The organism is Flavobacterium wongokense (assembly GCF_021608265.1).
GTDB classification, from domain to species: Bacteria; Bacteroidota; Bacteroidia; order Flavobacteriales; family Flavobacteriaceae; genus Flavobacterium; species Flavobacterium wongokense.
The window spans coordinates 969931-994513 of the sequence record NZ_JAKIHP010000001.1; the positions used below are offsets into that span (position 1 = coordinate 969931).

The 24583-nt window shown below is 37.8% G+C and carries 23 protein-coding genes; 21 read left to right on the top strand and 2 right to left on the bottom strand.

What is annotated here, in order from left to right:
• Positions 1-110 precede the first annotated feature (110 nt).
• Both L1S31_RS04085 and tatA read right to left on the bottom strand, forming a co-directional pair.
• On the bottom strand, positions 111-1490 hold the full coding sequence (locus tag L1S31_RS04085; RefSeq protein WP_236462543.1) for an alpha/beta hydrolase family protein: 1380 nt from the start codon (positions 1488-1490) through the stop codon (positions 111-113).
• Between the two features lie 91 nt (positions 1491-1581).
• Entirely contained in the window at positions 1582-1770 is a 189-nt protein-coding gene (tatA, locus tag L1S31_RS04090) for a twin-arginine translocase TatA/TatE family subunit (protein WP_236462546.1), read from the bottom strand.
• Between the two features lie 170 nt (positions 1771-1940).
• Here tatA and L1S31_RS04095 point away from each other — a divergent pair, with 170 nt between their 5' ends.
• From L1S31_RS04095 to L1S31_RS04195, 21 genes are all read left to right on the top strand, one after another.
• A complete protein-coding gene (locus L1S31_RS04095; protein ID WP_236462549.1) occupies positions 1941-2810 on the top strand; it encodes a M23 family metallopeptidase in 870 nt (289 codons plus the stop codon).
• A gap of 1 nt (position 2811) precedes the next feature.
• The gene (locus tag L1S31_RS04100) at positions 2812-4299 is read left to right on the top strand and encodes a GH3 auxin-responsive promoter family protein (RefSeq protein WP_236462552.1); all 1488 of its coding nucleotides are present in this window, start codon (positions 2812-2814) and stop codon (positions 4297-4299) included.
• 2 nt (positions 4300-4301) lie between these two features.
• Positions 4302-5171, top strand: coding sequence for a carboxypeptidase-like regulatory domain-containing protein (locus L1S31_RS04105; protein WP_236462555.1), 870 nt, complete (start codon positions 4302-4304; stop codon positions 5169-5171).
• Positions 5172-6044 (top strand): carboxypeptidase-like regulatory domain-containing protein, encoded by an 873-nt coding sequence (locus L1S31_RS04110; RefSeq protein ID WP_236462558.1) that lies wholly within the window; start codon positions 5172-5174, stop codon positions 6042-6044.
• 40 nt (positions 6045-6084) lie between these two features.
• Positions 6085-7779, top strand: coding sequence for a DUF6909 family protein (locus L1S31_RS04115; protein ID WP_236462560.1), 1695 nt, complete (start codon positions 6085-6087; stop codon positions 7777-7779).
• 9 nt (positions 7780-7788) lie between these two features.
• Positions 7789-8754, top strand: a complete 966-nt coding sequence (locus L1S31_RS04120; protein ID WP_236462563.1) for a hypothetical protein — start codon at positions 7789-7791, stop codon at positions 8752-8754.
• Between the two features lie 2 nt (positions 8755-8756).
• A complete protein-coding gene (gene rfbA / locus L1S31_RS04125; protein WP_236462566.1) occupies positions 8757-9614 on the top strand; it encodes a glucose-1-phosphate thymidylyltransferase RfbA in 858 nt (285 codons plus the stop codon).
• A 3-nt stretch (positions 9615-9617) separates the two neighbouring features.
• Positions 9618-10169: a dTDP-4-dehydrorhamnose 3,5-epimerase gene (gene rfbC, locus L1S31_RS04130; RefSeq protein WP_236462568.1), complete on the top strand. Its 552-nt coding sequence runs from the start codon at positions 9618-9620 to the stop codon at positions 10167-10169.
• Complete coding sequence (gene rfbD, locus L1S31_RS04135) at positions 10163-11005, top strand: dTDP-4-dehydrorhamnose reductase (protein WP_236462571.1); 843 nt, start codon at positions 10163-10165, stop codon at positions 11003-11005. Before rfbC ends, rfbD begins: the two co-directional genes overlap by 7 nt.
• Positions 11002-12063: an NAD-dependent epimerase/dehydratase family protein gene (locus L1S31_RS04140; RefSeq protein WP_236462573.1), complete on the top strand. Its 1062-nt coding sequence runs from the start codon at positions 11002-11004 to the stop codon at positions 12061-12063. Before rfbD ends, L1S31_RS04140 begins: the two co-directional genes overlap by 4 nt.
• Positions 12063-13973, top strand: a complete 1911-nt coding sequence (locus tag L1S31_RS04145) for an LTA synthase family protein (protein WP_236462576.1) — start codon at positions 12063-12065, stop codon at positions 13971-13973. The genes L1S31_RS04140 and L1S31_RS04145 overlap by 1 nt, the downstream gene beginning before the upstream one ends.
• The gene (locus tag L1S31_RS04150; RefSeq protein ID WP_236462579.1) at positions 13973-15034 is read left to right on the top strand and encodes an NAD-dependent epimerase/dehydratase family protein; all 1062 of its coding nucleotides are present in this window, start codon (positions 13973-13975) and stop codon (positions 15032-15034) included. Before L1S31_RS04145 ends, L1S31_RS04150 begins: the two co-directional genes overlap by 1 nt.
• Positions 15034-15774 (top strand): glycosyltransferase family 2 protein, encoded by a 741-nt coding sequence (locus L1S31_RS04155; protein ID WP_236462583.1) that lies wholly within the window; start codon positions 15034-15036, stop codon positions 15772-15774. Before L1S31_RS04150 ends, L1S31_RS04155 begins: the two co-directional genes overlap by 1 nt.
• Before the next feature lie 40 nt (positions 15775-15814).
• Complete coding sequence (locus tag L1S31_RS04160; RefSeq protein ID WP_236462585.1) at positions 15815-16357, top strand: hypothetical protein; 543 nt, start codon at positions 15815-15817, stop codon at positions 16355-16357.
• 146 nt (positions 16358-16503) lie between these two features.
• Entirely contained in the window at positions 16504-17460 is a 957-nt protein-coding gene (locus L1S31_RS04165) for a glycosyltransferase family 2 protein (protein WP_236462587.1), read from the top strand.
• A 1-nt stretch (position 17461) separates the two neighbouring features.
• Positions 17462-18229 carry a class I SAM-dependent methyltransferase gene (locus L1S31_RS04170; RefSeq protein ID WP_236462592.1) on the top strand — a complete coding sequence of 256 codons (768 nt, stop codon included), beginning with the start codon at positions 17462-17464 and terminating at the stop codon, positions 18227-18229.
• Position 18230: 1 nt separating this feature from the next.
• The gene (locus L1S31_RS04175; protein WP_236462595.1) at positions 18231-20084 is read left to right on the top strand and encodes a glycosyltransferase family 39 protein; all 1854 of its coding nucleotides are present in this window, start codon (positions 18231-18233) and stop codon (positions 20082-20084) included.
• 14 nt (positions 20085-20098) lie between these two features.
• A complete protein-coding gene (locus L1S31_RS04180) occupies positions 20099-20881 on the top strand; it encodes a class I SAM-dependent methyltransferase (RefSeq protein ID WP_236462597.1) in 783 nt (260 codons plus the stop codon).
• A 41-nt stretch (positions 20882-20922) separates the two neighbouring features.
• Positions 20923-22188, top strand: a complete 1266-nt coding sequence (locus L1S31_RS04185; protein ID WP_255702162.1) for an oligosaccharide flippase family protein — start codon at positions 20923-20925, stop codon at positions 22186-22188.
• The gene (locus L1S31_RS04190; protein ID WP_236462604.1) at positions 22181-23443 is read left to right on the top strand and encodes a hypothetical protein; all 1263 of its coding nucleotides are present in this window, start codon (positions 22181-22183) and stop codon (positions 23441-23443) included. The genes L1S31_RS04185 and L1S31_RS04190 overlap by 8 nt, the downstream gene beginning before the upstream one ends.
• On the top strand, positions 23440-24528 hold the full coding sequence (locus L1S31_RS04195) for a glycosyltransferase family 4 protein (protein ID WP_236462607.1): 1089 nt from the start codon (positions 23440-23442) through the stop codon (positions 24526-24528). Before L1S31_RS04190 ends, L1S31_RS04195 begins: the two co-directional genes overlap by 4 nt.
• Positions 24529-24583: the final 55 nt, after the last annotated feature.

The following is a 24583-nucleotide window of genomic DNA, read 5'->3' on the forward strand; positions in this document are numbered from 1 at the left end:
TTTTTTTTGGCGTTTTTAGTATAGTATTGAAAATCAGAAAAGGTTGCGTAAAAAACAAAAATCCCAAACTCATTTAGAATTTAGGATTTCTTTTTTTATTGTTAAGTATTCTAATTTTTCAGTATCCAGGAACTCATTTTGTCCAATACCTGAGGAGCAATGGTTTGTTCCAGTTGTCCGTATTCTTCAACAGTTCCGGTTTTTGCTTCCTGGAAAAGATGGTTCAGGTTGGGGAATTCAACGATTTCAAATTTTTTGTTTTTGGCTTTCTCCAATGAAGCTTTGATCCCTGCAAGGTTTTCTTTTGAAATTACCTGCAAATCCTTGGTTCCATTGATTGCAAGAACCGGGATTTTAAGCTTGCTTAAATATACATCCGGATTGATTTTGAGGAAATATTCAAACCATGGAATTATCACTTTTTGGGTTTCGGCATCAGCGATTTTATCAATTTCATCGGCTGGAGGCTGCTGTTCTTTTGGCAGGTTTTGCATCTCTGCGATGAAAAGCTTTTTGACTTCGCCTTTCAAATCATTCCCTTTATAGTTTTTGATTAAATCATACATTTTCCTATTGGTTTCCTGAGCCGATTTTAATTCCTCATCGCTGGCTCCCGAAGCTTTTGCAATGGCATTGGTCTGCAGCATCAGTAGTTCATCTGTTGGTACTCCGGCTCCGGCCATCGTAATGATAAACTTGACTTTTGGGTTTTGGGAAGCCACCATCGGAGCAATGATTCCGCCTTCGCTATGACCGATAAGCCCAATTTTTTTATATCCTTTTTGTGCCAAAAACTCTACTGCAGCATTAATGTCTCCAGCAAAATTTTGCGTCGTCACTGTAGCACTTATCCCATTGGAACCTCCAGTTCCCCTGTCGTCAATACGCAAAACACCAATCCCTTTTTTGGCAAAATCATCAGCGATGACCCAAAACGGTTTATGCCCAAAAAGTTCAGAATTCCGGTTTTGCTGCCCCGAACCCGAAATCAAAATAACTATTGGAACCTGTTGTTTGACATTTGGCATGGTTAAGGTTCCCGCTAAAGTATTTTTATCAATCGGATTGGTAAAAGTCACATCCTCAATTATATAATTAAATGGTGGTTGTGGCGTTTGAGGCCTTTTCAAAACAGCTGCAGTTCCTTTGTTCTTTGAAAGCGTTAACGGAAACGAAGCTCCGCCCTGAAGGAACGAACCGGTTATGGTTTCGTTTTCAAACTTTCCTTTAAAAGTGATTCCGAAGTTTGAAGCATCGATTATTAATTGGTTGTCAATAAATGACGTTTTGGTTGTAGGCATGTCTTTGGCACCCTGACTTGGGCTGTCCATAGTGGTGACCAGGTCGGTTCCACTTTGCATGATGTTAAAGATCAACGGAAGCTTGGTTCCGGAAACAGCCAGTTCGCCAGCCCAGGAACCAACAATCTGTTGGCTGTAAAGATTGGAAAAACATAGAAAGCCGATGATGGCAACGAAGGTGGTTTTCATATTATTTTGTTTGGATTTAGATTGATTGTAAACATAAAAAAATCCCAAACTCAATAATGGCGCTTGGGATTTTTTTAATTGCTGAGGTAAACTATTTTTTAGCTTCTTCTTCTTCTTTTTTGGATGCAGCATTAGCTTCGTCTTCTCCTTTTGCTGCTTTTTTGAATTCATTAACTCCTGAACCTAATCCTTTCATTAATTCCGGAATTTTTTTACCACCAAAAAGTAATAAAACAACAACTAGAATAACTAATATTTCAGGCATTCCTAATCTTCCCATGATATATAATTTTATGCTTTCGCAGATTTTATTTTAAAAAACTCGGACAAAGGTAAAAAGAAAATAACATTCTTTTGAATTTCACCTTAATAAATATAAGTTAAACATCGTTAGCACTCAAAAGACAAACCCAAGTAATTTTCTATATTTGTAACACATTCGAAAAAACCATGTCTGAAAAACGACTCAAACGAAAAAAAATCAAGAAAAAACTCTTCACAAAAAACCGTTTGGTTATTTTGAACGAAGACACTTTTGAAGAAATATTTTCACTTCGGTTGACGCTTATGAATGTCTTTGTAGTAGCGACGATTGGTGCGTTACTGATTATTTTTATCACAACCTATATCATTGCCTTTACACCTTTGCGCGAATTCATTCCGGGCTATGCTTCGACAAAATTAAAAAAAGATGCCACTGAACTGGCACTGAAATCCGATTCGTTGTCGCATGCCTTAAAGAAAAATGAAGCCTACATACAATCCATCAAAAAAGTGCTGACCGGTGATTTGGAATATGCCAAGTTTAACAAGGATTCTATTATGGCTTCAGCAACGGAAGCCGTTTCAGACGAAGAATTGCAACCTTCAAAAGCCGATTTGAAACTTAGGGAAGAGGTCGAACGGGAAGACAAATACAATCTTTTTGAGAAAGCGAAACCCAAAGTAAGCACCTTTTTGTTTCCGCCTGTGAAAGGAATGATTACCGAGAAATTCAATCCGGTAAACAAGCATTACGCTGTTGATATCGCTTTGGCGAAAGACACTCCAATCAAATCAACCTCGAGCGGGAAAGTCATTTTTGCCGATTGGACACCAAATACCGGGAATGTGGTTATCATAAGGCATAACAACGGATTTATTTCGGTTTACAAACACGCGGCTTCTGTGACGGTTTCCCAAGGCGACGCCGTTAAAACTGGCGAAGTGATTGCTTTGGCAGGTTCAACCGGTCAGGAATCTACAGGTGTTCACTTGCATTTTGAATTATGGAAAGATGGTTATCCAATCGATCCAAGTATTTTTATTGAATTCGAATAATATGTCTGTAAAATCAATAGCGGCGAAAATTTTTGCCAAGGTCATTCACAGTAAAACCCAGAAATGGGCTCAGAATCCTGTCGAAACACAGCAGAGAGTTTTTCGGAATCTTTTGGCTTCAGCCAATAAAACCCAGTTTGGAAAAGACCATAATTTTGCCACAATCAAATCCTATGAAGATTTTGCAAACCAAGTTCCAATAAGGGATTACGAAGCATTACGGTCTTACGTGGACCGCGTTGTAAAAGGTGAAGAAGACATACTTTGGAAAGGGAAACCGATTTATTTTGCAAAGACTTCGGGAACGACTTCGGGCGCGAAATACATTCCGCTTACGAAAGAATCAATGCCGTATCATATAGAAGCAGCACGGAACGCGATTTTGAGCTACATACACGAAACCGGAAAAACAACTTTTGTCGACGGCAAGATGATTTTCCTTCAGGGAAGTCCGATTTTGGAAGAGAAAAACGGAATTAAATTGGGTCGTCTTTCCGGAATCGTGGCGCATTTTGTCCCGAAATATTTGCAGAAAAACCGAATGCCAAGTTGGGCAACCAATTGCATTGAAGACTGGGAAACTAAAGTCGATGCCATCGTTGAAGAGACCTTTAACGAAAACATGAGTGTCATTTCGGGAATTCCGAGTTGGGTTCAGATGTATTTTGAAAAGCTCGAGCAAAAAGGAGGGAAAGCTGTAGGCGACATTTTCAAAAATTTCAATTTGTTCATTTATGGCGGTGTGAATTACGAGCCCTATCGCGCCAAATTTGAAAACCTTATCGGAAGGAAAGTTGATTCTATTGAGTTGTTTCCCGCTTCGGAGGGATTTTTTGCCTATCAGGATTCGCAGAAAGAAAAGGGAATGCTGTTGCTTTTGAACTCGGGCATTTTCTATGAATTTATAAAATCAGAAGAATTTTTTACCGAAAATCCAAGACGCTATACGATTGGCGAAGTCGAATTGAATGTCAATTATGTCCTCATCATTTCCACAAACGCAGGGCTTTGGGCTTACAATATTGGCGACACGATTCAGTTCACCAGTTTGAAACCGTATCGCGTAATTGTTTCAGGAAGGATCAAGCATTACATTTCGGCATTTGGAGAGCATGTCATTGGAAAGGAAGTCGAGCATGCTTTGCAGGAAGCGATGGAGAATACGAATATCCGTGTAAATGAATTTACTGTTGCGCCACAAATCAACCCGAATAGCGGACTGCCTTATCACGAATGGTTTATAGAGTTTGAAAACGAACCGGAAAACCATGAAGAATTTGCCCTGAAAATTGACCACGCCATGCGGAAACAAAATGTCTATTATGACGATTTGATTGTGGGGAAGGTATTGAAAACTCTGGTCGTTTCTAAGGTTCAGAAAAATGGGTTCCAGGATTATATGAAATCGATAGGCAAATTGGGTGGCCAAAATAAAATCCCAAGATTGAGCAACGACAGGAAAATTGCCGATTTACTACAAATATTATAAAAATGAAAAGACTTTTTTGGATTGTTTTTTTAATCGGTTGTTCGGTCAATGCACAAATCAAAGGAATTGTCGTTGACGAATCCAACAAGCCTGTTTCGTATGTCAACATTTGGGTTGAGAACGAAAACAACAGTACCACTTCGGAAGAAAACGGCGAGTTTACAATTCATTGTCTGCCAAATAAAAACCTGATTTTTTCGGCCTTAGGCTATGAAAAGAAAACCGTAAAGGCTTCAGAAGCTAGTAAGGTAGTTCTAAAAATCAACGCTTTTGAGTTGAACGAAATTGTCATCGCAAAGCGATTCGGAACCAAAGAAATTGAAATTGGGAAAGTCAAGGTTGAAAGTTACCAGGCATTTGAAAACGGACCGCGCATCGATGCCAAATTTTTCCCGTATCAGGCCAAATACAAAAAAACGAAATACCTAAAGCAGGTTGCCATAATTACCGACAGCCAGCTGGAAAGCACCAGCTTTAAAATCCATTTTTACAGTGTAAATCCCGATGGTTCGCCAGGCGAAGAATTGCTGCAGAAAGACTATCTGGTTTCGGTAAAAAAAGGGGTGAAGAAATCCTGGTTCAATGTAACCGATTTCAACCTGAAAATGCCCAAGACGGGAATCTTCCTAGGTTTTGAAAAACTTATCATTGAAAGAAACAAACTGGAAAAGGAAGTTGTAGATACCAATACCAAGACAACAACAATCCAAAAAACCTATTTCCCTTATGTGTTGTACAATTATGTCGAAAGGGAATTTATCTACACCTTTTCGAAAGGGAAATGGAACAGGCAGACCAAAGCTGACCTGAATAATCCTTCGGACAAAATGATGGTGTATGAGCCTGCAATCAATTTAATCTTATCCAATTAAATGAAGCCTTTAATCTGCATTTTGCTAATCGCCTTTTCAGCTTCAGCCCAAATCTCCGGAACCATTGTCAATGAAAAAGGAAATGCGATTCCGTATGTCAATATTTGGATTGAAAACGAGAACATCGGAACCACTTCTGATGAAAACGGAATTTTTAAAATCAATGCGGAAGTTGGGAAAACAGCCATCTTTTCTTCGGTGGGATTTGAAATCAAAAAAACTGCGCTGACAGCTAATGAAAAAGTAATTTTAAAGGAAGCTGTTTATAAATTAGATGAAGTCGTCATTTCAAAAAGAAAACAAGACAGGCAGATTGAAATTGGCGATGCGCACAAAATCCATCATACAATGCTTTCGGGTGACAAACCATGGATTTACGGAAAATTATTTGAATACGATTCGGCATATGCAGCCACGCCTTATTTAAATAAAATCATATTCTATACTGATAGCGAAAAGAAAGATGCAAAGCTGAAGATAAGGTTGTTTGAATTCAATGGTATCGAGCCGGCAGATGATATGCTTCAGGAAGACTTGGTTGTAACGGTAAAAAAGGGAATGAGGAAAAATGAAATAGATGTATCAAAATACAATCTGAAGTTCCCCGAGAAAGGAATTGTAATTGGTTTGGAATGGATGGTGATTGAAGAAAACAAATACAATTTCGAGTATAAGGATAAAACAAAAGGTTTGGTGAAAACAGCATATTATGCACCCTCTTTGGTTATCAATTATTCTGATTCCGAAAACTCTTTAATGTATTCAAAAGGCAGATGGACCAGAAGCAGGCTCATTTTAAAAATCACTAAAGAAAAGAACCCTTGGGACAATAAAGTCATGACGCCAGCAATTAACCTTATTCTAACCAACTAAAGGACAAAAACCCTATATTTGCGGGTTAGAAAATAAAAAGATGAAAGAAATCAAAAACATTTCGCGCTCAAGAGCGCAAGAATCGTCCGCAGCTATCGAACGATTGTACATTACCATGAGACATTTATTCAACAGAGGTTTTTACAAACCAATGGGTGTTTCAGGAGAAACTTTGAGAGAAGCATTACTCTCTCTCAGACCAGAAATTTACGGAAGTATTGCAGAGGAAAAAGTAGAACTAAGCGGTTTGCTTTATGTAATAGAAAGGCTTCCGGTAGGCATTGAAGAGTGCCGTTTTATCAATTTAACTTCAGACGAAGGGTATTCAAAATCACATTTCCAGGCAATTGTTCCACCAAAAAGAAGAAGGAACTGCTACCGAATCGATGACGAACAGATGAATGTGGAAATCACACGCGGACGTTCAGACATCTATGATATTTTGACGCATTTGACCTTTATTTTTATCGAATCGCATAAAATTAAGGACAGGGTTCTGCTTGATGAATTGGAAGTGGAATTAACCCGCGATTGGGAAAAACTGGAAGAAGCCGTCCTGCAGAATAAAAAAATGACGCAAAAGGAAAAGGAAATAGCGATTTCGCATGCTGCCAACGTTTTGGGCCGGAGCTTTTCTGAAGTTTTGGAAATCTATGACGATTTTGGAACCAAGGAAAAACCAGACCGCTTCCTGCACGTTATTTATTGGTTAGGGAAACTGGCAATCGATGAGGTTATCAATAACAACAAAAGAACCATTACGTTCAGCCCGATTTTGAGGGAACGTTTGGGGCATCATATCCACGGAGAGATTTGGGCAACCAACATCAAGGAAACGCTTAAGGCGAATGACCTTCTGGAACGACCAATCCACATCATCAGCGCCAACATGCACAGTGTGATGAATTCCATTTTTGCAACGAATGTCTTAAAAACCAAATTCAAGGACAAGTCGGATTTCTTTATTTATGAGGAATTGAGCAAGTCTGGCGCAAAGGATGTAAGGAACAAAGTTGAGGAAGTCGCATTGAAACAGGGAATGATTTCGCTTCCGGATGTATTTTCGGGAACCAACATTGATGTTCAGCTTTTTGATACTGCCAAAATCGACTGGGCAAAATCAAGCTTCCCAAAAGCAGTAATTGGCAAAGATGCACCAGTCCTTATTGTAATGGATTATGCTTTTGGTGAACAGGCTTTTGAAACGATAGACGAACTTTTGAAACCTTACAAAGAAGGAAAAACCAAGACTTTCCTGAATGTCGAATCCGTTTCGATTATGGGTAAGGCCGGAATTTTGGAAGGCGGAAAAGGCGACATTATGATTCCGACAGCGCACATCAACGAAGGAACAGCAGATAATTATCCATTTGAAAACGAACTTACTTCCGCTATGTTTGAAGGAAACGGAATCCCGGTTTTTGAAGGACCGATGGTGACGGTTTTGGGAACATCGCTCCAGAATAAGGATTTATTGAAATTCTTCCACGAATCAACCTGGGAAGTAATTGGGCTTGAAATGGAAGGAGCTTATTATCAGAAAGCCATCCAGTCGGCATCCAAAATCAGGAAGAGCATTCCGCAGAATGTCAAAGTAAGATATGCTTACTATGCTTCGGATAATCCTTTAGAAACCGGAAGCACACTAGCTTCAGGAGGTTTGGGGACAACTGGAGTGAAGCCAACCTATTTGATTACGATAAAAATATTAGAACAAATTTTTAACATAAAATAATTATTTTTTATGAGTGCAAAATCTCAAAATAATGACAATCAGGAAATAGATTTGTCTCAGATTTCCAAGAGAATCGGCAATTTTTTCGAAAACATTTCGACCCGCATCTTCAAAATGATTTTATTCTTTAAAAGGAATATCATCTGGGTTGGAATCCTTTTTATAATTGGTGCCGGTGCAGGATATTACCTGGACAAAATAGGCAAGGTATACGACCATCAGATCATTGTAAGTCCAAATTTTGGCTCGGTCGATTATATGAATGCCAAAATTGAATTGATTAACTCGAAAGTCGAAGACGGAGATACGCTTTTCCTAAAAAACATTATCGGGATTAAAGACCCAACAAGGTTCAGAGGCATAACGGTTGCGCCGATAACAGATGTTTACAAATTCATTGAAAACAAGCCTCAGAATTTTGAGCTGATCAAATTGATGGCGGAAGATGGTGATGTAAAAAAGATTGCAAATGAAAACATGACGAGCAAAAATTACCCATACCATTTGATTTCGTTTTCAACGGTTGATAAAACTACAGATGCCAATACGGTTAGGCCAATCCTGAATTACCTGAATAATTCGGATTACTATAAAAAAATCCAAAAAGAATATGTAGCCAACATCAGAATCAAAATGGCTGAAAATGATTCAATCATTTCCCAAATTGACGGACTGTTGAATTCATTCAACGGAACGACAGGCGACAAAATGGTATACTATAGTGAGAAATCACAGCTGAGCGATGTCATCAAAACCAAAGACCAATTGGTTTACGAGCAAGGAATACACCGAATTGAACTGGTGAATTTTGACAAAATCGTAAAGGAAAGCAGTTCAACGTTAAACGTTAGGAATACCAAAGCGATTAACGGTAAAAAGAAAATTATACTGCCACTATTGCTGATACTTTTATTTGTAATAATTGGGTCTGTGAAATCCTTTTACAAAAGGCAAATGGCAAAAATGAATAGTTAATTATGAAAGGAATTATTTTAGCTGGTGGATCGGGAACAAGATTGCACCCATTGACTTTAGCGGTGAGCAAACAGTTGATGCCCATTTATGACAAACCAATGATTTATTACCCATTATCAACCTTGATGTGGTCGGGAATCAACGAAATATTAATCATATCAACACCGCACGATTTGCCCTTATTCAGGCAATTGCTGGGCGATGGAAAAAGCTTGGGCTGCCGATTTGAATATGCGGTCCAGGAACACCCAAATGGCCTTGCGGAAGCATTTATCATTGGAAAGGAATTCATAGGTGACGATAAGGTTGCCCTGGTTCTTGGAGACAATATTTTCTACGGAACAGGTTTGTCCGATTTATTGTTGGCCAATAACGATCCAGACGGCGGAATCATTTATGCGTATCACGTTCATGATCCGGAAAGATATGGTGTGGTTGATTTTGACAAAGACGGGAAAGTACTTTCAATAGAAGAGAAACCAGAGAAACCAAAATCTAATTTTGCCGTTCCTGGGATTTATTTTTACGATAACGATGTGGTTGAAATCGCGGCCAATATCAAACCAAGCCACAGAGGCGAAATCGAAATCACCGATGTTAACAAGGAATATTTGCGAAGAGGAAAACTCAAGGTAAGCATTCTCGACAGGGGAACAGCCTGGTTGGATACGGGAACATTCCAATCATTGATGCAGGCCGGACAATTCGTTCAGGTTATCGAAGAACGCCAGGGATTAAAAATTGGAGCCATCGAAGAAGCAGCCTACAGAATGGGTTACATCGATGCAAAACAATTAGAAAAATTAGCCCAGCCCTTATTAAAAAGCGGTTATGGTACACACTTACTTAGTTTGATTTAAGACATGAATTTTATTGCAACCAAACTTGATGGATGTTTTGTAATTGAACCAAAAATCATTGTTGATGAGCGCGGTTATTTCATGGAAAGTTTTAATGAAAAGACTTTTCAAAATGGAGTAGGCCATCCGGTTCATTTCGTTCAGGATAACCAATCGTATTCCTCAAAAGGGGTTTTGCGCGGCTTACACTACCAAACCGGAGAACATGCGCAGGCTAAATTAGTCCGTGTACTACACGGAGAAGTTTTGGATGTTGCGGTTGACATCAGGCCCAATTCACCTACATTCGGGCAATATGAAGCCGTAGTTTTGTCGGCCGAAAACCAAAAACAGTTTTTTGTTCCAAGAGGATTTGCACACGGATTTTTAGTGTTGAGCGAAACGGCTACGTTTTTTTACAAATGCGACAATTTTTACAATAAGGAATCAGAAGGCGGAATCATTTACAATGATAAAACCATCAACATCAACTGGGATTTTCCAATTGAAGAATTAATAATTTCCGCGAAGGATCAAGTTCAACCTACATTAGAAAACGCCAAAAAAGCATGGTAGTTTTAGTAACCGGAGCCAATGGACAATTAGGTCAGAGCCTGCAATTCATTGCGCCAAATTATCCTGAGCTTCATTTTGTTTTTTGTGCTTCAGCTGATTTGGATATAACCAATGCCGCTGATTGTGAAGCAATGTTTTCTAAAATCAACCCCGGTTTTTGTATTAACGCTGCAGCCTACACCGCCGTTGACAAAGCCGAAAGCGAGACTGAAAAAGCACATTTAATCAATGTAATTGGTGCCCAAAATTTAGCTGAGGTTTGTAAAAAACATAATACAGTTTTACTACATATTTCCACTGATTTCGTTTTTGATGGAGAAAAAAACATAGCTTATAAAGAGAATGATGCCCCAAATCCAACAGGCATTTACGGGCAGACCAAATTGGCTGGCGAAAAAGCAATCCAGGAAGTTTTTGAAAACTATTACATCATCAGGACTTCCTGGGTGTATTCACAGTTTGGCAACAATTTTATGAAAACCATGTTACGCCTGGCTTCGGAAAGAGACTCGATTTCGGTGGTAAACGACCAAATCGGGACACCAACCAATGCAGTAGATTTAGCCGATGCTCTCGCTAAAATCATTACGAGCAATAAAAAAGCGTTTGGCGTATACAACTTCAGTAATGAAGGACAGTGCAGCTGGTATGATTTTGCTAAAAAAATATTTGAAGTCAATAACATTAACATCGATTTAAAATCAATTCCAACAAGCAGTTTTCCGACACCGGCAAAAAGGCCTGAATTCAGCGTTTTGGATAAAACCAAAATCAAGACTACTTTTGGTTTGGAAATCAAGGATTGGCAGGACAGCTTAAAAACAATCAAAATATGAAAATAGTAGTTACCGGAGGCGCGGGATTTGTTGGCTCAACACTTTGCTTACAGCTCAAGGCAAAGTATCCATCTTATGAAATTGTCGCCTTTGATAATTTAAAAAGAAGAGGTTCTGAGTTGAACCTAGCCGATTTTCAAAAGCAGGGCATTCCCTTTTTCCATGGGGATATCAGGAACAACGAAGATTTATCGGCATTAGGGAATTTTGACGTTTTGGTTGAAGCCTCGGCAGAACCATCGGTTACTGCTGGTTTGGATTCCGATCCGACTTATGTCATCAATAATAATCTATACGGTTCCATCAACTGCTTTAATGCATGTTTAAAGAACAAGGCCAAACTTATATTCCTTTCGACAAGCAGGGTTTATCCAATCAATTGGATTGAGGATGCCCATTTTACCGAAGAAGCAACGCGTTTTGCATTTGATGCCAATCAAAGCACCAAAGGAATTTCACCAAAAGGGATTTCAGAGGAATTATCATTGGAAGGTGCACGTTCCTTTTATGGGACTACTAAATTGGCTTCGGAACTTTTCATTCAGGAGTACGCTGCATTTTATGGCTTGAAAGCTGCCATAACACGTTTCGGTGTTATTGCAGGACCAAGGCAGATGGGAAAAACCGATCAGGGTGTTGTAACGCTTTGGATGGCGAAACATTTTTGGAATCAGTCCCTGAAATATATTGGTTATGGCGGAACCGGAAAACAGGTCCGCGACATCCTGCACGTAGATGATTTGGTGGAACTGATTGATTTGCAAATCCATCAGATAGAAAAATTTGAAGGCAGGATTTATAATGCCGGCGGCGGTTTGACAAACAGCGCTTCGTTATTGGAAATGACAAAAATCTGTGAAAAGATAACAGGAAATTCCATTGCAATCGCTTCTGAAAAAGAAACCCGGACAGCCGATCTTAGGATTTTCATTACGGATAATACAAGAATTGAAAATGAGACTGGCTGGAAACCAAAAAAATCGGTAGAGACAATCTTTCAGGACATTTACAACTGGATAAAAGCCAACGAAAAACAATTGGAAACCATATTGAAATAATGATGAAACAATCTTTTAAAGACACCTATTTTACAAAAATCAATATTCTTGGTTTTTTGCTTGCTCTTGTTGCTGCATATCTTTTGTTTCCACCTTATTTTGATATGAGCCTCAACCCAATCCAATACAACAATGAAATATGGATTACTCTCGATCCTTCATGGGTTACGACACTTAATTATGTTAAGATCAAAGGCATGCAATGGGGAACCGATTTTGCATTTACCTTGGGGCCACTTTCCTATTTGACGACAAGGGTTGGCTGGGGACAGAACAGCATCAGCTTTTTGATTTTTGACCTGTTTTGTGCGTTAAATATATTTTTGGTTTTTTTCATTTCATTTGTAAGAAGCAGGAATAAGTTCTTTACTGCTTTTTTAATCATCCTTTTGGTCGTGTTGCTGCCAACCCCTTTTTGGTCAACTTATGCCTTTGTTTTAATGTCATTCCTGTTGTTTTGGATTCGATACAGTTTGGATAAGAATTTAACCTTAATCTACATTTTTCAGGCAATTTTGGTTGTGTTGCTTTTTTTCATCAAATTCAATACAGGATTGATATCATTTGTGTTTTTTGCCGCCGCAATACTGTATAAGATAATCTTCAAAAAAGACAAGCTTGTTTACCTGTTGGGCTATTTCATTTTACCAATAATCGGAATCTATATCCTTTCGGGAATATTAAACGTAAACCTGCCAGAGTACATAAAATCTGCCTTAGAGATTGTAAGCGGATACAACGAAGTAATGTATTCCCTTAGAGAATTTTGCGACAAACACCTTTTTGCATTAATCATTATCCTAATTTCTGCGGGTGTTTTGGTCTATAAAACGATTAAAGATGACAGGAAGGACATCTACAAAAACGGAATTATTTTCTTCCTTTTTTCGGTTTCCATGTATGTCCTTTTCAAACAATCATTCGTTAGGGCAGATGAGTCACACATGAAGGAGTTTTATTATTGCGCCATGTTGATTGTGTTTTGTATTTATGACTTTCATTTGGAACAAAAAAATAAATACTTTATAGGTTTGATAAGCATTGCCGGATTCATTTCGATTTATTTCATAAAGAAATTGGATGTGTATGCTTTAGATTTTAAAGTCAAAATGTCTAAGGAAGCTTATTTTAACGGATACACTTCTTTTACACCAACATCAGGATATCATTTGTATCCAAACAATAATCAAATGCCACCAAGGATTTTAAACAGAATTGGAAACAGCAGCATTGATTCCTACCCTTGGAACACACAAATATTATTGGAAAACAGACTGAATTTTACTCCAAGGCCTGTTTTTCAATCCTACACAGCATATACAGAAGCACTGGAAGACAAAAACGTTGCTTTTTACAATTCATCAAAGGCACCACAATTTGTCTTATATGATTTTTGCGCCATCGATGATAGGTATCCCTTATTTGATGAACCGAAATTGAATTTAATCCTTAGCAAAAATTACAGTTGCGTGGACACGCTTTCTGTGGGTGGAAGACCATCGTTATTACTGGAGAAAAAAGCCAACAGCAATAAGGTGAAATTAGTTAAAATCAATGAATATGCTATCTATATGGATTCCCCGTTGATTCCTAAAGAAGGCATTTATTACAAGGTCGTTATGTACCGCAACCTGTTGGGCGATTTCATGTCGGTGATTGATCATGGCCCGGACATTTCCCTGTCTGTAGTGGATAAGGTCGGAAACACAAGAAAATATAGAACTTCAAATAAATTACTGGAAACAGGAATTTTTTCTACACAACATATTACAAATGTCAATGATTTCAAGTCTTTGGGCATGGGAGAAATTAAAGAAGAAAGCCAAATAAGGGCCTATTGTTTTGAGCCAAAAAGTAAACTCTACTTCAAAGACAAAATCAGGATAATAGAATATAAAATAACAGAATAATGAATATATGCATCATCACAGGCTCATCCGGATTGATAGGAAGTGAATCAGTAGCCTTTTTTGCCGATAAATTTGATAAGATCATTGGGATTGACAATAATATGCGCCAGGTTTTTTTTGGTGCCAATGCCTCAACAGAATGGAACACCCAAAAACTGGTTAAGGAAGTTCCAAATTTTGAGCATCACGCCATTGACATCCGAAATGTAGATGAACTGGAAAAGCTGTTTTCGAAATACAAAAGCGACATAAAACTGATTGTTCATACAGCAGCCCAGCCCAGCCACGATTGGGCAGCACGCGAACCATTGACTGATTTCACCGTAAATGCCAATGGAACTTTAAACATGCTTGAAATGACACGTTTGCATTGTTCTGAAGCAACGTTTATTTTTACTTCTACCAATAAGGTTTATGGTGATACGCCAAACTATTTGCCTCTAGTGGAACTTGAAAAGCGTTGGGAAATAGACGAATCACACCCGTATTTCAAGGAAGGCATTGACGAAAATATGAGCATCGACCAAACCAAACATTCGCTTTTTGGTGCTTCAAAAGTCGCAGCCGATGTTTTGGTTCAGGAGTATGGAAAGTATTTCGGGATGAATACCGGTGTTTTCCGAGGCGGATGCTTAACAGGTCCAAATCATTCGGGAACGCAGTTACACGGATTTTTGTCGTATCTGATGAAATGTGCCATCACGGGAGATAAATACACCGTTTTTGGATATCAGGGCAAACAGGTTCGCGACAACATCCACAGTTGGGATTTGGTAAATATGTTTTGGCATTTTTACAGAAACCCAAGACAGGGTGAAGTGTACAACGCCGGTGGCGGAAGGCACTCCAATTGTTCAATGGCGGAAGCGATAGAAATGTGCGAAGCCATTACAGGCAAACCAATGAATTATGAATACTCAGAAACCAACCGGATTGGTGACCACATTTGGTGGATTAGCGATGTATCCAAATTCAAGGCACATTATCCGGACTGGCACTGGAAATACAACATCAATGATATCTTAACCCAGATATACGCAGCAACAATCAACAAACAATAATGAAATTAAGCATTGTAATTCCTGCCTATAACGAAGAAGAATCAATTACCGAAACAATTGATCAGATTGAAGAAGCGTTTTCAAAAGTCAGCATCGATCACGAAATCTATGTTGTAAACGACAATTCGAAAGACAACACCTTACAGGTTTTGGAGCAATTGGCACAAAAATATCCAGCCTTACAATACGGAACGAATCCTGGGCCAAATGGTTTTGGATATGCCGTGCGTTACGGTTTGGAGCGATTTTCCGGCGATTGTGTTGCGGTGATGATGGCCGATTTGTCGGATTCACCATATGACTTAATCCGCTATTACACCACAATGATTGAGGGTAATTATGATTGTGTTTTTGGCAGCCGTTTTATCAAAGGAGGAAAAGTAATCGATTATCCTTGGGTAAAAAAGGTCATCAACCGTATTGCCAATTTTATCATTAGATTGGTTATGCGAATCAAATACAACGATACCACAAACGCATTCAAATTATACAAAAGGGAAGTTATAAACGGAGTGAAACCAATACTTTCGCCTCACTTTAACCTGACAATCGAACTCCCGTTGAAAGCAATCATTCGGGGTTATTCATATACTGTGGTTCCAAATTCATGGACGAATAGAAAATATGGAGTTTCCAAACTAAAAATCAAGGAAATGGGAAGCCGTTATTTCTTTATTTTAGTTTATTGTTTTGTCGAGAAGTATTTTTCGAGAGGAGATTTTAAAAGAAAAGACCAATAGTTTAAAAAAAAATTTAATTTTGCAAAAAAAACATAATAAAATGAAGACAAGAATTATATTATCAGTACTGTTAGCCACAATATTTTTTACAGGCTGTAAAGATGAAAAATCAGTAGATTCACTAGAGGTTGTTAAAACTGAAGAAGCAGCCAAAATTTTCCAGGTTACCCTTGATGTAACTGTAAAAAAGGATGATAACTTTGCCCTTTTCTACACAGAAGACGGTACAATCAACTTTACAGGTGATCCAATCTGGATTGGTGTAAAAGGAAGTGATGCTCCTCAAAAAGTAGTTTTCAATTTACCTGAAAATGTAATCCCAACAATGTTGCGTATCGATTTTGGTATCAGCAAAGACCAGGATGTCATGACAATCAATAACTATAAAATGACGTATGCCGGGAAATCATTCGAAACTCCGGGAGCAACATTCTTTAAATATTTTAGGCCAAACGAACAATGTACTCAGGTAGACAGGGAAAAAGGATTGGTTATACCGGTTAAAAACCAGGCAAAATATTTTGGGCCGTCATTCTATCCTGAAATAACATTAGGAGAAGAAATTGCCAAATTGGTAAAATAAAAAAAACCTAAGCTATACTTAAAGAAGCTATTTGTTAATTTTAACAGATAGCTTTTTTTAATATATGGGCGAAACGGCTTATTATTAAACAAATTTTATAGTTTTGCACTACATGTTTCCAAACCAAACCAAAAACAAGATTTAAATTGAAGTTAATCGATATTTCTATAGTTGTTCCACTCTATAATGAAGAAGCCGTTTTTGATCTTCTGATTCAAAGATTAACTCAGGTTATAGACGCCACAGATTTCTCCTGTGAAGTGGTTTTGGTAAATGACGGAAGCATTGATAACACGGCCATCCTCATCGAAAACATCTGCAAAAAAGACACCCGTTTTACCGGAGTGCTTTTGTCCAGGAATTATGGGCATCAATTAGCGGTTAGTGCAGGAATGGCAAATTCCAGAGGAAAAAAAGGGGTAATGATTATTGATGGCGACTTACAGGATCCGCCCGAATTAATCACTGAATTTTATTCCCTTTTGATGCAGGGCAATGATGTTATTTATGCCATTAGGAAAAACAGGAAGGAAGGATTCTTTAAAAAACTGGCTTACAAAGCCTACTACAGGCTGCAAAAGAAAATCTCAAATTTTAATATTCCAATAGATAGTGGGGACTTCTCGATGCTGAGCAGAAGAGTTGTCGACACCATGATAAATATGCCCGAGCAAAGCCGCTATTTAAGGGGTATGCGTGCCTGGGTTGGATTTAAGCAAATTGGTTTCGAGTACGACAGGCACGAACGGCATGCGGGTGAAACAAAATACAGCTGGACAAAACTTTTCGAATTGGCGTTTAATGGAATATTCAACTTTAGTGATTTCCCGGTTAAGATAATTACCAGATTGGGTTTCTTTACCATCGTATTCTCACTTTGTTATTTTTTATACAACATCTACAGGAAAATATTTTACAATGATGTGCCTCAGGGATTCACAGCCACAATTTTGGCAATAATCCTTTTTAGCGGCGTACAACTGATTTCCCTGGGTTTAATCGGGGAATATGTTTTGAGGATTTACAATCAGGTTAGGAACAGGCCGCTGTTTGTTATTGATAAAATTATAATTGAAGCTGAAGAAACTTCAGAAAAAAACTAACATGCAGCAGGATTACTACAAGGAATACTATGATTTGGAGAGACAGCATTGGTGGTTTGTTGCAAGGGAAAAAATCATATCAAATTATATAAAGAAATTAATTTCAGATAAGGTTTTAACCAATGATAAAATCAACATTTTAAACATTGGCTGCGGACCAGGCAGAAGTTCGCAATACCTATCAAATTTTGGCACTGTAACCTCGTTGGAATATGATAAGGAATGCTGCGAATTTGCCTCTAAACTAACAGGTTTGGAAATCATCAATGGTTCGATTACAGAATTGCCATTTGCCGACAAATCGTATGATTTGGTTTGCGCTTTTGATGTCATTGAACATGTTGAAAATGATCAATTGGCTGTTTCGGAAATGAAAAGGGTTTCAAAAGACGGCGGAGTTTTGCTCATCACAGTACCTGCTTTTATGAGTTTGTGGAGCCACCACGATGTTATCAACCATCACTTCAGAAGATATAAAACCAAGGAAATAGAAAAGCTGTTCAACGCCCGGAATGATGGGAATAAAATCTTTACTTCCTATTTTAATTTCATTTTATTTCTTCCAATTTATGCGGTTAGGCATCTCAGCAATTTGTTGATTTCTGATAAAAAAAGGCCAGGTTCGGGAAGTGACTTCGAAACATTCAAACCGGGCTTTATGAACAACGTTTTAAATAAGCTTATGGCTTCTGAAAGCAAATTGATTAACCAAAATTTCAAGCTGCCTTTTGGGGTTTCAATAATTTATTCATGGAAAAAAAAGCATTGATATGAAAATCATTAACTGGATTAAGGAAAATTACATTGTATCAGGGATTCTGGTTGTTGCGGCAATATTAAGATTCTACCATTTGGATTACCAAAGCGTTTGGCTCGACGAGATTCATACTATAAATGAAGCCAATCCAAATAAATCCTTTTCAGAGGTGTATCAGGCACTAATGGTTTCAGAACCACATCCGCCATTGTACTTTTTCATCGTCCACATTTTATTCCAAATTTTCGGTTACACGACTTTTGTAATCCGGTTTTTGGCAGCAATTATCGGAATCGCCGGCGTTTTCTCAATCTATCTTTTAGGCAGGGAAATTTTCAATAAGAAGGTGGGAATGTATGCAATGGGTTTGCTTACCATCAACTATTTTCATTTGTATTACTCTCAGGATGCCCGAATGTATCCGTTGTTGTTTTTGATGACAACGCTTTCATTCCTGTACCTGATAAAATTCATAAAACAGCCATCCTACAAGTCGGCAATACTTTATGGCCTCTTTTCCACCTTGATGATTTATTGCCATTTCTTTGCACTTTTTGCCTTGTTTTCGCAATACCTCATTTTGCTGTATTTCCTCATTAAGCCTTTTGGAACGGAACGTAAGAGCTTTTTCCTTTACTGTTTGACTTCGGGTCTTATGACCTTGGTTTTGTATTTACCAACTTATAAATTATTTGTAAAGACATCTGAAATCACTTCAATTTGGATTCAGATGCCAACTCTCGATGTCTACACCCAGTTTTTTAAGGATTTCTTCGGACAATCAGAAATGGTATTGTTCTTCATAGTGGCTTTGGTATTGTTGTTTTTCATTCAATTGTTTAAAACAGAAAATTCAGAAAATCTTGCAATCAATCCTAAAGAGGACAAATTGATATTCAGCTTTTTTGTTTTATTTATATGGATATTGGTTACGCTTTTGCTTCCGCTGATCAGAACCTATACAACCCTGCCTATGTTGATAAACAGATACTTCATCAACATTCTTCCGGCGGTGATTATCATTGTAGCAATTGGGCTTTCATACATCAGGAATGAGATTGTACGTTATGGCATATTATCCATAATTGTATTGTTTTCACTGACCGATATTATTGTAGTAAAACACTATTACAAATCTCCAAACAAAACACAGTTTAGGGAAGTTACGCAGTTTATTTTAGACAATAACACGGCCAAAGATCCTGTAGTTACAAGCTTGAGCTGGTATTTCCCGTATTTTCTGGATAACGGAAAAGTGCATACTACAATAGTTGACGGAACTTTGGATAACTATGTCAATGAAATGGTTCAGGATTCTACCAAAAGAAAATCATTTTGGTATGTCGACGCTCATGGCCGCCCATTTAAGATAAATGAAAACACGCAAAAATACCTTGACGAAAACTTTAGTGTTGAGAACAATATCGATTTGTATGATACCTGGACCAAACACTATGTCAAAAATTCAAGTACGTTAATGACTGTTGACATTTCAAAATACAATCCATTAAAGGAGAAAAATGGTGACCTTGTCAATTTTACGGTGGATAATTTTGAAACAAATGAAGAAACCGTAAAGGCATCAGGTTGGGCATATCTCGACGGGATTGATGCTACTAATTCGAAAATGGAAATTGTTTTGATTTCGAATGGACAGGCATTCAGAATGCAGAACCAAAGGGTGAAAAGGGATGATGTCAACACTTATTTCAAAAGTTCAAAAGATATCAGCAATTCAGGATATGAAGCTAAAGGATTTGTCAATAAATTTGCTGCCGGAAAATATCAGTTAGGAATACTCGTTTCTAACCCAAATGAAAAGAAAGAAGGTTTGATCTTAACGGATAAATTCTTCGAAAAGAAATAAATATAGCGATAGAAATGAAGTGTAAAATTTGCCAAAACGAAACCAAAAAGATTTTTAATGCAAAGGTTTTATATAAGTATGATGTTGATTATTTTCAATGTCAGACCTGTAGTTTTGGCCAAACGGAAAGCCCTTATTGGATAGAGGAGGCTTACATCAGCTCGATGAACCTTTCCGACACTGGCGTTATGTTTCGTTGTGAGCGCATGTCGAAAATCACCACTTCATTATTGTTCCTGTTTTTTAAAACCAAAGGGAAATTCCTGGATTATGCCGGAGGTTTTGGGGTTTTTACCCGACAGATGCGCGACATAGGATTTGATTACTATTGGCAGGATCCATACACCAAAAACGAAATAGCACGTGGTTTTGACGGAAGCCTGGACGATCGTTATGATGTGGTTACCACATTTGAAAGCTTTGAACACTTTGTCGATCCGATTGCCGAAATCGAAAAAATCGTAAAGCTTACCGATACCATCGTCCTTACTACTGATGTGATGCCAAAACCAGCGCCGGCACATGCCGATTGGTGGTATTATGCTTCAGAACACGGACAGCATGTTTCCTTTTATTCGATAGATTCCTTTAAGGAAATCGCTAAAAAATTCGGGATGAACTATTACAATGCAATGAATGTGCACATCCTTACGAAGAAAAAATTCGGAATCCTGGGCTCGCTTTTCTTCAAATCCGGATTTGCAAAACACCTGCTTTACCTGGGTTATTATTTCTTCAATCCTTTTATAAAATCCAAATCAGTGGATGACATGAACAGCTTTTATATTAAAAAGTAATACCTTGCATCTTTTATTTTATAAATGTGAATTAAAATGCGATGAGTATTTTTAATAGAAAAAAAATAACAGACTTTTTAATTTATGGTTTCGGACAAGTGATAAACTTGGCTAGCCCTTTATTCGTGATGCCTTTCATCATATTTAAATGCGGCGAGGATGGTTTGGGAAGAGTTGGTGTTGGTTTTTCATTTGCCCTTATTTTAAACGGAATCATTGACTATGGTTCTTATATCAACGGTGTCAAGGAAATTTCAATCAACAGGGAAAACAAACAGGTTTTAGAGAATCGGTTTAAGGCCATTTACTTTTCAAAACTCCTTCTGGTACTGTTGGTTTTCGCATTTATTACACTAATTATCTTTACCGTCCCTTTTTTTGCCAAGGACAAAGCCTTGTTTTTCCTGAGCTTAACAATTGTCATAGGGCAGTTTATTAATCCGCAATGGTTTTTTCAGGGAGTTGAAAATTTTAAATGGATTTCGACCGTAAATGTCATTTCCAAAACCATCTACATTGCGATGGTGATTCTTTTCATCAACCAAAAGGCAGATTATATTTATGCCAACCTGTTTTTTGGAATCGGAGCTATAATTGGGAACAGCATAGGGTTAATCTGGCTGATGAATAAATATTCCTTTTCATTAACCGGATTTTCATTCGACGATGCTACGAAAATCATAAAAGAGGAATTCAGCTTTAGCGTATCGCAGTTTTTCCTGTCGATGTACCAGTTTTTCCCAATCATTATGATTAGTTATGTTGGAGGCGATTTTATGGCAGGACAGTTTAGAATCATTGATCAGATTGTTACCATTTTCAAGACCTACCTGAATATGTTCTTCTATTTTGTGTATGCCAATATTTGTTACGAACTTAATCTCAGCGTTAAAAAAGGAATCCGGGTTTGGAAGGAATACAACGGCTTCAATTTCATATTGCTGTTCTCGATAATGTCGGTGTTTTTTATTTTTTCAGAATATATTTTGGGTTATTTCAAAATAGCGAAAGAAAGCATTCCACAGGTTGCCATGTATTTCAGGATTGGATTGCTGGTTCCGCTATTGGTTTCCATTTCACAGCCATTGCGCCAGCTGATGTTCGCATTCAATGAAAACCGGATTTATATCAGGATCACTATTATCGCAACGGTGTTAAACTTTATCCTTTTGTATGTTTTGACCAAAAACTGGGGATTGAAAGGCGCTTTCCTTTCGATAATCGTTATAGAATTTATTATCATAATTTTGTATTCTAAAATATTAAAAAGGCATCTTTCGCTAAAAACAGTAGGAATAAATGAGTAGCATCAAAATATCAAAGGATTTTCTGTATCAGGTACTTTTTGCGATTTGCATCTTCGTGACGTATCTGAACATTTACGAATTGACTTTTTTAGTTTGGATTGGTGTGATTCTGTTCACGATAAAAAGGCAATATTCCCTAACAATTTTTCAGTACATCTTTCCGTATACAGCCATTTTGATTGTGGCATTCCTTTCGTGGTTTTATTATGACAACAGCATTTACGAAGTGATACGCGACATCACCTACCTGTTGAAGCCCATTCTCGGTTTGCTTGTTGGATATCAGCTTTGCAGGCATGCCAATATGAAGGTCATCCAAACCATCATTTATGTCGGATTCATCATCGCGGTAATCCACTTAGGAACAATTGCTTTCAATGTTGTAGTCCATAAGGTTTTAAACATCCACGAATTGCGAAAGTATGCGGGCTATTTCAGTGATTTTGAAGTGTATGCGTTAATCTTAGTGATTTTCCATGAGAAATTCAATGTAGAGCTTTCGAGGCAGCGATTTTGGATATTGCTCCTTACGATAGCTTTTTCAAGTTTTCTGTATTTATCAAGGGCAAACTTCATTCAGGCTGTGGTTTTTTACATGGCTCTGAAAGGATATTTTGTTATGAACAAACGCGCACTCATCATCCTGATTACCTTTTTCTCAACCGTTATAATTGGCTATACGATTATTTACAATATGAGCCTAACGCGTAATGGTAGAGGTTTGGAAGCGTTGCTCTACAAAATTAAAAACGCACCAATCGAAGCATTTAAGTCGAAGGTTGACAAAGACGACTGGAAAGATTTCAATGATAATTACCGCGCCTACGAAAACATGCTGACCATCAGGGTTATGAAAAGTGAAGGTTTTTGGGGAATGGTAAGAGGGAAAGGTTTGGGTTCCGATGTCAAACTCGGGCAAAAATTGTATACCAATGACGGAACGGTCCTGACCAGGATATCCATTCTACACAATGCATTCATGACGGTATTCCTAAAATCGGGATTAATAGGAGTCTTTTTTATGCTGTATTTCCTAAGGCTGCTTTTAACGAAACGGAAAACCAATGATGAATACATCAGGAATTTAGGCATTCTGATATTTGCTACCGGGATTTACCTGTTTTTTGACAATTGGGTTTTATTGGGATTGTATTTAAAGACCGAAAGCAAATCGGTTATCATCGGTTTTATACTTTGTTATATTGAATACAACATCAAACAGCAAAAAACCTCACAATTAGAGCCACAGACATGAAAGCGATAAGGATATTTGTGGACTGCCATGTTTTTGACGGGAATTTCCAGGGAACGACAACCTATCTCAAAGGCCTTTATTCAGAATTGATTAAGGACAAAAAATTCCATTTTGTCTTAGGCGCAGCAAAGATTGATTTTTTAGAGACCATTTTCGGAACGCATGACAATGTAAGTTATGTCCAGTATAAATCGGGCAACAAGTTTTACCGTTTGTTGTTTGATCTTCCGACAATCATAAAAGAACACCATATTGACTATGCGCATTTCCAGTATGTGGTTCCACCTTTTAAAAACTGCAAATACATAGTGACGATACACGACGTATTGTTTTTGGATTTTCCGCAATATTTTCCATTAGCCTACAGGATTAAAAACAAATTATTGTTCAAAAGCAGTGCTACAAAATCGGAGGTTGTTTTGACGGTTTCGGATTATTCGAAACAACAAATCCAAAAACATTTCAATGTTCAGAAAGTAACGGTTACGCCCAATGCGGTTGACCCAATTTATTTTGAGCCTTATGATAAGGATGAGGTTAAGGAGTTGGTAAAAGAAAAATTCAAAACAACCGATTACTTCCTTTTTGTCAGCCGTTGGGAACCAAGGAAAAACCATGACCGATTGCTAAAGGCATTTGTTGAAAACCAACATTATAAAAAAAACAACCTGGTTTTTGTAGGGAATAAAGCCCTTGAAAATAAAGTTTACAACGATTATTATGAGGCGTTGCCAGCCGATATAAAAGCAAAAGTTTTCAGTTTCAACAAAGTTGATTATGATGATTTGGTGCTTTTGGTCCGTGGTGCCGATTTATCCATTTATCCTTCGATTGCCGAAGGTTTCGGAATTCCGCCATTAGAATCCTTGGCGGCAAATGTCCCAACAATCTGTTCCAATACGACAGCCATGTCTGACTTTGATTTTTTTGGTGACTGTCTTTTCAACCCGTTGGATTTAAATGATTTGAAAAATAAAATAGAAATTGGTCTTCACGATACTAAAACTCCACAAAAAAGAAGCGAAATGGCAGCCAAATTTACCTGGCAGTCTGCAGCAGCGCAGTTCAAAAAAGCGGTGTTGTAAATTTCAAAAAATTCAAATCTATTTGTTATGTTTGCACTGAAAGAGAAAAAATTGC